The following is a 12,343-nucleotide window of genomic DNA, read 5'->3' on the forward strand; positions in this document are numbered from 1 at the left end:
ACTAGCGGCGTGTCCGCGCTGGCCTTCTCCATCGTCGCGTTACTGCTCGTCGGCCCCGTGCCGGCGCTGCTCGCGCGCGCGACGTGGCCCCAGCGCGCCCCCCGCGCCGCCATCGTGCTCTGGCAGGCCATCGCGTTGGCCGCGGTGTTGTCGGCCTTCTCCGCCGGGATCGCCATCGCCAGCAGGTTGCTGGTGCCGGGCCCGGACGGCAAACCCACCGCCACCCTGACCAGCGAGATCGGCGTGCTGGGCTGGCCCTTGTGGCTGCTCTATGTCTGCGTGTTCGCCGTGACCCTGATGATCGGCGGCCGGCTCATCGTGTCGGTGCTGGCGGTGGCCGTGGCCACCCGGCGCCGGCGCGCCCACCACCGCATGCTGGTCGACCTGCTGGGCATGTCCCGCGACGAGGTGCCCGCCCCGGCGCGGCGCCGCAGCGGCCTGCGGGTGCTCGACATCGCCCAGCCGATGGCGTATTGCCTGCCGGGCGTGCGCAGCCGCGTCGTCGTCAGCGAGGGCACCCTGACCACCCTCTCGGCCGCCGAGATCGAGGCCATCCTCAGCCACGAACGCGCCCACCTGCGCGCCCGCCACGACCTGGTGCTGGAGATGTTCACCGCGGTGCACGCCGCCTTCCCGCGGTTCGTCCGCAGCGGCAACGCCCTGGACGCGGTCCGGCTGCTCATCGAGCTGCTCGCCGACGACGCCGCCGTCCGCGTCACCGGCCCCACTCCCCTGGCCCGCGCCCTGGTGGCGTGCGCGGCCGGCCGTCCCCCGTCGGGTGCGCTGGCCGCCGGCGGCCCGACCACGGTGCTGCGGGTTCGGCGCCTCGGCGGCGAGGGCAATAGTCTGGTCCTCGCGGTGGGCGCATACCTCACGGCCGCAGCCATCCTGGTGCTGCCCACACTCGCGTTGGCCATCCCTTGGCTCACCGAGTTGCACCGGTTGTTCGCCAACTAGGCATGAAATCTCGCACGCACGGCGCTGTACAAGGCGACCGACAACAAAACAACGAAAGGCGTCTGCATGACCGAAACCGGCACCGCCCAGATCGGAGTCACCGGCCTCGCCGTGATGGGCTCCAATCTCGCCCGTAACTTCGCCAGGCACGGGTACACCGTGGCCCTGCACAACCGGTCCATCGCCAAGACCGATGCGCTGCTGGCCGAGCACGGTTCCGAGGGAAAGTTCGTGCGCAGCGAGACGATCGCGGAATTCCTTGACGCACTGGAGAAGCCACGCCGGGTGATCATCATGGTCAAGGCCGGTGACCCGACCGACGCCGTCATCAACGAGCTGGCCGACGCCATGGAGCCCGGCGACATCATCATCGACGGCGGCAACGCGCTCTACACCGACACCATCCGACGGGAGAAGGCGATCCGCGAGCGCGGTCTGCACTTCGTCGGCGCCGGCATCTCCGGCGGCGAGGAGGGCGCGCTCAACGGTCCGTCGATCATGCCCGGCGGCCCGGCGGAGTCCTACGAGAGCCTCGGTCCGCTGCTCGAGGAGATCTCGGCACACGTCGACGGAGTGCCGTGCTGCACCCACGTCGGGCCCGACGGCGCCGGTCACTTCGTCAAGATGGTGCACAACGGTATCGAGTACTCCGACATGCAGCTCATCGGCGAGGCCTACCAACTGCTGCGTGACGGGCTGGGCAAGACCGCCCCGGAGATCGCCGACGTGTTCGCCGAATGGAACTCCGGCGACCTGGACAGCTTCCTGATCGAGATCACCGCCGAGGTGCTGCGCCAGACCGACGCCAAGACCGGCAAGCCGTTGGTCGACGTGATCGTGGACGAGGCCGAGCAGAAGGGCACCGGCCGCTGGACGGTGAAGTCAGCGCTCGATCTCGGCGTGCCGGTGACCGGTATCGCCGAGGCCGTCTTCGCCCGTGCGCTGTCCGGATCGGTGGCCCAGCGCAAGGCCGCGTTCCGGGGCGAGCGAAGCGACGGGAAAGGGCAGGGCCTCGCCTCCGGCACCCTCGGAGAGAAGCCCAGCGACGCAACACAATTCATCGACGACGTGGCCAAGGCGCTATACGCCTCGAAGATCATCGCCTACGCCCAGGGGTTCAACCAGATCCAGGCCGGCAGCGCCGAGTACGACTGGGGCATCGCGCCGGGCGACATGGCCAGGATCTGGCGCGGCGGCTGCATCATCCGGGCCAAGTTCCTCAACCGGATCACCGAGGCCTTCGACGAGAACCCGGACCTGCCGACGCTCATCGCCGCACCATACTTCCGCGACGCGATCGAATCGGGCATCGACAGCTGGCGCCGTGTGGTGGTCACCGCCACCCAGCTGGGCATCCCGATCCCGGGGTTCTCCTCGGCGCTGTCCTACTACGACGCGCTGCGCACCGAACGGCTGCCCGCAGCCCTCACCCAGGGCCTGCGCGACTTCTTCGGGGCCCACACCTACGGTCGCACCGACGCCCCCGAGGGCACCAAGTTCCACACCTTGTGGAGCGGAGACCGCAGCGAAGTGCCGGCTTGACCGCACGGAAACCTAGACTGACGTTGTGAGGTTCCTTGACGGGCACACCCCGCCCTATGACTTGACCTACAACGACGTCTTCGTGGTGCCCGGCCGTTCGGAGGTGGCGTCCCGGTTCGACGTCGACCTGTCCACGGTGGACGGCTCGGGCACCACCATCCCGGTGGTGGTCGCCAACATGACCGCGGTGGCCGGGCGCCGGATGGCCGAGACGGTGGCCCGCCGCGGCGGCATCGTGGTGCTGCCGCAGGACCTGCCGCTGTCGGCGGTCGCCGAGACCGTCGACTTCGTCAAGAGCCGTGACCTGGTTGCCGACACCCCGGTGACGCTGGCTCCCGACAGCGCGGTCTCCGATGCGCTGGCGTTGATCAACAAACGGGCGCACGGCGCGGCCGTGGTCACCTTCGAGGGCCGTCCCGTCGGGCTGATCACCGAGGCCGCCTGCGCCGGGGTGGACCGGTTCGCCAGGGTGCGCGACGTCGCGCTCACCGATTTCGTCACCGCCCCGGCCGGCACCGACCCGCGCAAGGTGTTCGACCTGCTCGAGCACGCGCCCGTCGGCGTGGCGGTCCTCACCGGCCCCGACGGCGAACTGGCCGGCGTGCTGACCCGCACCGGCAGCATCCGCGCCGGGCTCTACACCCCCGCCGTCGACGCGCAGGGCCGGTTGCGCATCGCCGCCGCCGTCGGGATCAACGGCGACGTCGGGGCCAAGGCCCGCGGACTGGTCGAGACCGGCGCCGACCTGCTGGTCATCGACACCGCGCACGGGCACCAAGCCAAGATGCTCGACGCGATCGCCACGGTCGCGGCGCTGGAGCTGGGGGTGCCGCTCGCCGCGGGCAACGTGGTGTCCGCGGCGGGCACCCGGGATCTGATCGCCGCGGGGGCCACCATCGTCAAGGTGGGGGTCGGCCCCGGCGCCATGTGCACCACCCGGATGATGACCGGCGTCGGCCGCCCACAGTTCTCTGCCGTGGTCGAATGTGCGGCTGCAGCAAAGGAACTCGGGGCGCACGTGTGGGCCGACGGCGGCGTGCGGCACCCCCGCGACGTGGCGCTCGCACTGGCCGCCGGAGCGTCGAACGTGATGATCGGATCCTGGTTCGCGGGCACTTACGAGTCGCCGGGTGACCTGCTGCGCGACCGCGACGGCCTGCCCTACAAGGAGAGCTACGGTATGGCCTCCAAGCGCGCGGTCGCGGCCCGCACCGCCGCCGACAGCGCCTTCGACCGGGCCCGCAAAGCGCTCTTCGAAGAGGGCATCTCGACGTCACGGATGGCGCTCGACCCGGCACGCGGAGGTGTCGAGGACCTGCTGGACCACATCACCTCGGGAGTGCGCAGCACCTGCACGTACGTGGGTGCGGTCAGCCTGCCCGAGCTGCACGAGAAGGTGATCCTCGGGGTCCAGTCGGCCGCCGGGTTCGCCGAGGGGCACCCGCTGCCCAGCGGTTGGTGAGGCCACCGGCCCGGCGGCGCAAGCTACCATTGAGGCTTCCCGGCGTCCTGCACCGTGCAACGCCGATCTAGCGAAAGGGATCCCGTGCCACAGGCACCCGTGGAAAACCACGGTGAGTCCGGCGACGCCGACCCCTCCACTAGTCGGCCGGGCTGGCGGCCCGGCATCCGTGTGGTGAGTGCGCGATTGAGCCCCGCAGCTGATCGAGCGAAGCGACGGCGAACGTGACGACCCTGCTGTCCCTGCTGGCGTTCATGGCGCTGACCGCGGGCACCGCCTTGTTCGTGGCGGCCGAGTTCTCCCTGACCGCGTTGGAGCGCAGCACCGTCGAGGCCAATGCCCGTACCGGCGGCAAGCGCGACGAGTTCATCCGCAAGGCGCACCGCACCCTGTCCTTCCAGCTCTCCGGTGCCCAGCTCGGCATCTCGATCACCACCCTGGCCACCGGTTACCTGGCCGAACCGGTGGTGGCCCGGCTGCTGCACGCCCCGCTGGCCGCGATCCGCGTCCCGGCGACCATGATCGACGGCATCGCGCTGGTGCTGGCCCTGCTGATCGCCACGTCGGTCTCGATGATCTTCGGCGAACTGGTCCCCAAGAACCTGGCCGTCGCCAAACCGCTGCCCACCGCCCGGTTCGCCGCGGCCCCGCAGTGGTACTTCGCCAAGCTGCTCACCCCGGTCATCAACGCGACCAACGGCACCGCCAACTGGATCCTGCGCCGGCTCGGCATCGAACCGGCCGAGGAGCTGCGCTCGGCGCGCTCCCCGCAGGAACTGGTCTCGCTGGTGCGTAATTCCGCGCGCAGCGGGTCGCTGGACCAAGCCACCGCGGTGCTGGTCGACCGGTCCCTGCAATTCGGTGAACGCTCGGCCGAGGAGCTGATGACCCCGCGATCGCTGATCGAGACGCTGGAGGCCGACGACACGGTGGCCGATCTCATCGACGCGGCGATGCGCAGCGGGCACTCCCGCTTCCCGATCGTCGAGGGTGACCTCGACGAGACCATCGGCATGGTGCACGTCAAGCAGGTGTTCGAGGTACCGCCCGCCGAACGATCCCGGACCCGGCTGGCCACGCTGGCGTTGCCGGTCCCGACCGTGCCGTCGACCCTGGACGGTGATTCCGTGATGACGCAGATCCGCGCCAACGGCCTGCAGACCGCGATGGTCGTCGACGAGTACGGCGGCACCGCGGGCATGGTCACCGTGGAGGACCTCATCGAGGAGATCGTCGGCGACGTCCGCGACGAACACGACGACGCCACCCCCGATGTGGTGCATGTCCGCACCGGCTGGCAGGTCTCCGGGCTGCTGCGTATCGACGAGGTCGACTCCGAGACGCCGTTCCGCGCTCCCGAGGGCGATTACGAAACCATCGGCGGCCTGGTGCTGCAGGAGCTCGGCCACATTCCCGAGGTCGGCGAGACGGTGGAGCTGCGCGCCTTCGACCCCGACAGCGTCGACGACCCGGTGCGCTGGCAGGCCACCGTGCTGCGGATGGACGGCCGGCGCATCGACCTGCTGGAGCTGACCGAGCTGGGCCACCACGACGGTGCCGACCGGGAGCGCCACGATGGGTGATCTGCTGGCCGTCGCGCTCACCGTGCTGCTGCTGGGCGCCAACGCGTTCTTCGTCGGCGCCGAGTTCGCGCTCATCTCGGCGCGCCGTGACCGCCTGGAGGCGCTCGCCGAACAGGGCAAGAAGCGCGCCGTCACGGTGATGCACGCGGCGGAGAACCTGTCGCTGATGCTGGCCGGCGCCCAGCTGGGCATCACGATCTGCTCGATCCTGCTGGGCCGGGTCGGCGAGCCCGCCGTCGCGCACCTGCTGGAGAAACCGTTCGCGCTGGTCGGCGTCGACGACGCGGTGCTGCACACCGTCTCGTTCGTGGTGGCGCTGGCGGTGGTGGTGACCCTGCACGTGCTGCTCGGCGAGATGGTGCCCAAGAACATCGCGATCGCCGGGCCGGAGACCGCGGCCATGCTGTTGGTGCCGCCGTACCTGGCCTATATCCGGCTGGCCAAACCGTTCATCGCGTTCTACAACTGGGCGGCCAACACCACCCTGCGCATGCTGCGGGTGGAGCCCAAGGACGAGCTCGACGTCGCGGTGTCGACCGTCGAGCTCTCGGAGATGATCGCCGAATCCCGTTCCGAGGGCCTGCTCGACCACGAGGAGCACACCCGGCTTACCCGGGCGCTGCAGATCCGGGACCGCTTCGTGGCCGATATCGCCATCCCGCTCAGCCGGATCCACGCGATACCGGTGGCCCGGCCCGGCGCCGGACCCACCGTCGGCGCCGTGCAGAGCGCACTGGCCGAGACGGGTTACTCGCGCTTCCCGGTCACCGATCCCGACGGTGCGATGCTCGGCTACCTGCACATCAAGGACGTGCTGGCCCTGGTCGACGATCCGGATGCGGTGCTCGACGCCACCATGGTGCGCCCGCTGATCAAGGTGCCCGCCGCGCTGCCGGTGCCCGACGCGCTGTCCCGGATGCGCCGCAACAACAGCCATTTGGCCCTGGTCACCAGCGACGACAAGATCACCGCGATGGTGGCGCTGGAAGACCTGGTCGAGGACCTCGTCGGTACCGTGCGCGACGGAACCCACCGTGTCTGACGGTGTCGTGCTGTCCGAAGCGCAGTGGTCCGAACGGGAGCGCAGGCACACCGAACGGGCCGAGCAGGTACTGCGCCCGCACCGCGTCCGGGCGCAAGCCGGCCAACCACATCCGGTGTGGGACTTCCTGTTCACCTACTACAGCTTCAAGCCGCGCCAGTTGGCCCAGTGGCACCCCGGGTTCGGGACCGCGCTCGAGGGCCCGGCGGCCGAGAAGTTCCTGCGGCGCACCGGATACGGCCGCCATGGGTCGACCGTCACGGTCGACCCCGACCATCTGCTGTCGCGGCTGGACACGGTGCGTTTCATCGCCGAGCTGCTGTCTGCCACCGCCGCCCGCCCCGCCCGGCTGAACTGCTTCGGCATGCACGAGTGGGCCATGGTGTACCGGGCCCGCGAGATACGCCACCGCGGTGTGCCGCTGCGTCTGGGCCCGGCCGGCACCGATGCGGTGCTGGAGTCGATGCCGTTGCGCTGCAGCCACTTCGACGCCTACCGGTTCTTCACCGACGCCGCCGTCGGACGTAATGCCGAGCCGTTGAGCCGGGACGCCCAGGTGCGCCACGAGCAGCCCGGCTGTGTGCACGCCAACATGGATCTGTACAAGTGGTGCTACAAGTTGGGCCCGCTGGTGGCCTCCGAACTGCTCATGGATTGTCTCGACCTGGCGCTGACCGCCCGACTGCTGGACATGCGGGCCAGCCCGTACGACCTGAGTGAGTTCGGCATCGCGCCCATCGAGGTGGAAACCGCGGCCGGGCGGACCACCTATGTGCGGCAACAGCAGGAGGTGGCGCGGCGCGCAAGTGAGCTCAGGTCGGCGCTGCACGAGCACTGCCGCCACCTCCTGGCCGCGAAGGCGGTTCGGTGAGACGCACACTCGCGGCGGCGGCCGTGCTGGCCTCGGTGGCCGGGCTGCTGGGTGGCTGCGCCGACCGGCCCGCGCCCACCCCGGCGCCGACCTTCGGCCCCGCGCTGCCCGGCGATTTCGGCGGCTCCGGGCCGGGCACACTGGTGTCGGCCAACGCGCTGGACGACCTCGATCCCGACCTGGCGGGCAAGACGTCGGTCGCCGCCCGTGTCGTCTACCTGTCGACGTCGGGCATCAGCGACACCCAGGTGAAGGTCAGCGGCACCGTGTTCGTCCCCAAGGGCGCCCCACCGCCGGGCGGCTGGCTGCTGGTCGTGCTGGGACACCCCAACACCGGCAGCGAAACACCTTGCGCGCCTTCGCTATCCCCCACCCTGCGCGGGTTGGCGCCGACGGTCGAGACCTTCCTGGACGCCGGGTACGTCGTCGCCGTCCCCGACTACCAGGGCCTAGGCCTCGACGATGCCCCGCACCCGTTCCTGGATTCCACCACCGCCGGCTACAACGTGCTGGACGCGGTGCGTGCCACCGGAAAACTGGTGCCCGGGCTCGCCGGCCGGTGGGCCGGCTACGGCACCGGGCAGGGCGGCCAGGCGGTGTGGGCGGCCAACGAACTGGCGGCCGACTACGGCGGTACGACACAGCTGGCCGGTGTGGTGGCGGCCGCGCCCACCGCCGCCGTCGAGGGGCTGGCCGACGCCGCGGCCGCCGGCACGCTGACCGACGAGCAGATGCTCACCCTGCACCAGTACCTGTCCGCGCTGGCCAACGAATACACCGATTTCCGGATCGACGATTACCGGCACGGCGTGGTCAAGGCCAACTGGGACGCGCTGAGCGGCTGCATCGGCGGATCCTCCGCCCAGCGCACCACGGTGCTCGCCGAGATGACGCCCGCGGACCTGCGGCCGTCGACCCCGGAAGCGACCGACACGCTGCGCGGCTACCTGAAGAAGACCGCCTTGCCGCAAGGCCCCACCGCGGCGCCGATGCTGGTGACCGCCGACCGGCCGGGCGGCCTGATACCTCAGGTGTGGACCGATCGCGCACTGTCGCGAGCGTGTGGCCTCGGCGACACTGTGGCGTTCGGCACACAGGCCGAAGGCGACCCGGACGGGGCCGTTGGCTGGATCACCGACCGATTCAATTCGATTGCCGCCCAGAACGATTGCCCGCGGTAAACCGGAGCCGCGCGGAGCTCAGGCTATGTTGGGAACGTGACCGGGTGGGCGTTGACGCATGGCTGGCTGCCGATCGCCATCCAGGCGATCACGGTGGCGGTCATCATCGTCGTGCTGTGCCGGGCCTCGGGCAGGTTCTGGCTGCGCTGGGTCCCGCTGGGGCTGGCCTGTGGCGCTCTACTGGCCGGACTGGCGTACTGGTACGTCGAATTCCAGGCCCTCGCCGACGAACCGGCGAGTCCGGCGCTGTGGCTGTGGATCGCCGCCACCGGGCTGACGGCGGTGCTGGCGATCGCCGGCTGGCGCGCCTCGGGCTGGGGCCGGCGCGGCGCCGCCCTGGCCGCCGTCCCGCTGAGCGTGCTTTGTGTGGCGATCACCGTCAACGCCTGGACCGAGTACCTGCCGACGGTGGGCGCGGTGTCCGATCGGGTCACCGACGCCCGGTTGGCCAATCAGGTCGACGAGGCCACGGTGCGTGACATGGTGCGCCGCGGCGAACGGCCGGCGCACGGCGTCGTGGTGTCGGTCACCATCCCCAGCGACGCGCCGGGTGCGTCCGGCTTCCGGCATCGCGACGAACTCGTCTACCTGCCGCCGGCATGGTTCGCCAGCGACCCACCCCCGCCGCTACCGGCGGTGGTGATGGCCGGTGGCGAGTTCGGCACCCCGCGGGACTGGCCCACCACCGGCAACGCCCGGGTGACCGCCGACGCGTTCGCCGCGGCACACGGCGGTAACGCCCCCATCCTGGTGTTCATCGACACCAGCGGCGATTTCACCAACGACACCGAATGCGTCAACGGTCCGCGCGGTAACGCGGCCGATCACATCACCAAGGATGTCGTGCCGTATGTCACCTCTCGGTTCGGTGCCAGCCCGCGACCCGCGCAATGGGGTTTCGCCGGCTGGTCGGCCGGTGGCACCTGTGCGCTCACCATGACGTTGATGCACCCTGAGTTGTTCACCACATTCCTCGACATCGACGGGCAGATCGGGCCCAACGCGGGCTCCAAGAACCAGACCGTCGCGCGGCTGTTCGGCGGCGACCTGGACGCCTATCTGGCCTTCGATCCGCAGACCGTGATGGCCACGCACGGCCGCTACGACGGCATCGCCGCCTGGTTCGCGGTATCTGGACCGGGCGGGCCGACCTACCGCGCCCCAACCGACACGCCACCGGCAGCGGTCGACCCGGACTCGCTGGACCCCGAACACGGTGCGGTGGCGCAGCACCTGTGCGCGATGGCCAGCGGTTACGGCATCGAGTGCGCTGTCGTCCCGGACAACGGCGACCACGGATTCGCCACCGCGGCGCGGGTATTCACCGAGGCATTGCCCTGGCTGGCCGGACGGTTGGGGACACCGCAAGTGCCGGCCGTCCCGCTTCCCGGCGCGGCACCGTGACACCACCGATCTGAGTGCAGTTACCCACGGGTAAACTCGGTCGACGTTCAAGGGAGGAAATATGACCGAGCGCGTGACCGTCGGGAATCTTCGGGTCGCCAAGGTGCTGCACGACTTCATCACCAACGAGGCGCTGCCCGGTACCGGCGTAGACCCCGACAGCTTCTGGGCGGGTGTGGACAAGGTCGTCACCGACCTGGCCCCGCAGAACCAGGACCTGCTGGCCCGCCGCGACGATCTGCAGGCCCAGATCGACAAGTGGCACCGGGCCCGGCTGATCGGTGAATTCGACGCCGCCGGATACAAGACCTTCCTCAGCGAAATCGGTTACCTGCAGCCCGAACCCGCGGAGTTCACCATCACCACCTCGGGGGTGGACGCCGAGATCACCAGCACCGCGGGCCCGCAGTTGGTGGTGCCGATCCTCAACGCGCGCTTCGCGCTGAACGCCGCCAACGCCCGCTGGGGTTCGCTGTACGACGCGCTGTACGGCACCGATGTGATCAGTGAGGACGACGGCGCCGAGAAGGGCACCGGTTACAACCGGGTTCGCGGCGACAAGGTGATCGCCTACGCCCGCAACTTCCTCGACGAGGCGGCACCGCTGGCGTCGGGGTCGTGGTCGGAGATCACCGGTCTGCGCATCGACGACGAGCACCGGTTGGTGGTCACGTTGGGCGACGGCCTCGAGGCCGGGCTGGCCGACGCCGACCAGTTCGTCGGCTACACCGGCGAACTCGGATCCCCGTCCTGGTCGGTGCTGCTGGTCAACCACGGGCTGCACATCGAGATCCTCGTCGACCCGCAATCCCCCGTCGGCGCCACCGACAAGGCCGGCATCAAGGATGTCGTGTTGGAGTCGGCGATCACCACGATCATGGACTTCGAGGACTCCGTCGCCGCCGTCGACGCCGAGGACAAGGTGCTCGGTTACCGCAACTGGCTCGGCCTGAACAGGGGCGACCTGGCCGAAGAGGTCAGCAAGGGCGGCAAGTCCTTCACCCGGGTGCTCAACCCGGACCGCGTCTTCACCACCCCGGACGGCGAGGGTGAGCTCACCCTGCCCGGGCGCAGCCTGCTGTTCGTCCGCAACGTCGGGCACCTGATGACCAACGACGCCATCGTGGATGCCGAAGGCAACGAGATCCCCGAAGGTATCCAGGACGCGTTGTTCACCAGCCTGATCGCCATGCACGGCTTGAAGACCGGTGACGCGAACGGCCCGTACCAGAACAGCCGCACCGGTTCGGTGTACATCGTCAAGCCGAAGATGCACGGCCCCGACGAGGTGGCGTTCACCTGTGAGCTGTTCAGCCGCGTCGAGGACGTGCTCGGTCTGCCGCAGGCCACCCTCAAGGTCGGCATCATGGACGAGGAGCGGCGGACCACGCTGAACCTCAAGGCCTGCATCAAGGCCGCCGCCGACCGGGTGGTGTTCATCAACACCGGCTTCCTGGACCGCACCGGCGACGAGATCCACACCTCGATGGAGGCCGGGCCGATGATCCGCAAGGGCGCGATGAAGTCGCAGCCGTGGATCAAGGCGTACGAGGACAACAATGTCGACGTCGGCCTGGCGACCGGGCTGTCCGGCCGCGCCCAGATCGGCAAGGGTATGTGGGCGATGACCGATCTGATGGCCGACATGGTCGAGCAGAAGATCGGCCAGCCCAAGGCGGGCGCCACCACCGCGTGGGTACCGTCGCCGACCGCGGCCACGCTGCACGCCATGCACTACCACCAGGTGGACGTGTACGCCGTGCAGGCCGAGCTGCAGGGCAAGAGCCGCGCCACCATCGACGAGCTGCTCACCATCCCGCTGTCCGGCGAGCTGGCCTGGGCCCCGGAGGAGATCCGCGAGGAGGTGGACAACAACTGCCAGTCCATCCTCGGCTACGTGGTGCGTTGGATCGACGCCGGCGTCGGCTGCTCCAAGGTGCCCGACATCCACAACGTCGCGCTGATGGAGGACCGCGCCACCCTGCGCATCTCCAGCCAGCTGCTGGCCAACTGGCTGCGGCACGCCGTCATCACCGAGGAGGACGTGAAGGCCAGCCTGCGGCGGATGGCCGCCGTGGTCGACGCGCAGAATGCCGGTGACGCCGACTATCTGCCGATGGCTCCCGACCCGGAGGCGAGCATCGCCTTCCAGGCCGCGCAGGAACTCATCCTGTCCGGCGCCCAGCAGCCCAACGGCTACACCGAGCCGATCCTGCACCGGCGCCGCCGGGAGTTCAAAGCCCGCGCCGCCCAGTAACCTGATCCGGCGGGGCCGACCGACACGACGAGCACGAAGGTGAG

The 12,343-nt window shown here is 69.9% G+C and carries 9 protein-coding genes; all 9 read left to right on the forward strand.

The annotated features are described in order from the left end of the window. Positions 1-9 precede the first annotated feature (9 nt). Positions 10-957 carry a M56 family metallopeptidase gene (locus AWB94_RS31840; protein WP_062656962.1) on the forward strand — a complete coding sequence of 316 codons (948 nt, stop codon included), beginning with the start codon at positions 10-12 and terminating at the stop codon, positions 955-957. A 66-nt stretch (positions 958-1,023) separates the two neighbouring features. Then, positions 1,024-2,499: an NADP-dependent phosphogluconate dehydrogenase gene (gene gndA / locus AWB94_RS31845; protein ID WP_062656961.1), complete on the forward strand. Its 1,476-nt coding sequence runs from the start codon at positions 1,024-1,026 to the stop codon at positions 2,497-2,499. A 25-nt stretch (positions 2,500-2,524) separates the two neighbouring features. After that, positions 2,525-3,961, forward strand: a complete 1,437-nt coding sequence (locus AWB94_RS31850) for a GuaB1 family IMP dehydrogenase-related protein (RefSeq protein WP_062656960.1) — start codon at positions 2,525-2,527, stop codon at positions 3,959-3,961. A 254-nt stretch (positions 3,962-4,215) separates the two neighbouring features. Continuing rightward, positions 4,216-5,544 carry a hemolysin family protein gene (locus tag AWB94_RS31855; protein WP_062657053.1) on the forward strand — a complete coding sequence of 443 codons (1,329 nt, stop codon included), beginning with the start codon at positions 4,216-4,218 and terminating at the stop codon, positions 5,542-5,544. After that, positions 5,537-6,586 (forward strand): hemolysin family protein, encoded by a 1,050-nt coding sequence (locus AWB94_RS31860; RefSeq protein ID WP_062657052.1) that lies wholly within the window; start codon positions 5,537-5,539, stop codon positions 6,584-6,586. Before AWB94_RS31855 ends, AWB94_RS31860 begins: the two co-directional genes overlap by 8 nt. Beyond that, positions 6,579-7,457 carry a hypothetical protein gene (locus AWB94_RS31865; protein ID WP_062656959.1) on the forward strand — a complete coding sequence of 293 codons (879 nt, stop codon included), beginning with the start codon at positions 6,579-6,581 and terminating at the stop codon, positions 7,455-7,457. The genes AWB94_RS31860 and AWB94_RS31865 overlap by 8 nt, the downstream gene beginning before the upstream one ends. Beyond that, positions 7,454-8,638 carry a lipase family protein gene (locus AWB94_RS31870; protein WP_165605329.1) on the forward strand — a complete coding sequence of 395 codons (1,185 nt, stop codon included), beginning with the start codon at positions 7,454-7,456 and terminating at the stop codon, positions 8,636-8,638. The genes AWB94_RS31865 and AWB94_RS31870 overlap by 4 nt, the downstream gene beginning before the upstream one ends. 36 nt (positions 8,639-8,674) lie before the next feature. Next, positions 8,675-10,042 carry an alpha/beta hydrolase gene (locus AWB94_RS31875; RefSeq protein ID WP_062656957.1) on the forward strand — a complete coding sequence of 456 codons (1,368 nt, stop codon included), beginning with the start codon at positions 8,675-8,677 and terminating at the stop codon, positions 10,040-10,042. 61 nt (positions 10,043-10,103) lie between these two features. Further along, positions 10,104-12,299, forward strand: coding sequence for a malate synthase G (locus tag AWB94_RS31880; RefSeq protein WP_062656956.1), 2,196 nt, complete (start codon positions 10,104-10,106; stop codon positions 12,297-12,299). The last annotated feature ends 44 nt before the right edge of the window (positions 12,300-12,343 follow it).

This window comes from Mycolicibacterium canariasense (assembly GCF_002101555.1).
Lineage (GTDB): Bacteria > Actinomycetota > Actinomycetes > Mycobacteriales > Mycobacteriaceae > Mycobacterium > Mycobacterium canariasense.

Coding starts and splice junctions, on each gene's coding strand:
- gndA (WP_062656961.1), top strand. CDS start 1,024: ATGACCGAAACCGGCACCGCCCAGATCGGAGTCACCGGCCTCGCCGTG.
- AWB94_RS31860 (WP_062657052.1), top strand. CDS start 5,537: ATGGGTGATCTGCTGGCCGTCGCGCTCACCGTGCTGCTGCTGGGCGCC.
- AWB94_RS31880 (WP_062656956.1), top strand. CDS start 10,104: ATGACCGAGCGCGTGACCGTCGGGAATCTTCGGGTCGCCAAGGTGCTG.
- AWB94_RS31855 (WP_062657053.1), top strand. CDS start 4,216: ATGGCGCTGACCGCGGGCACCGCCTTGTTCGTGGCGGCCGAGTTCTCC.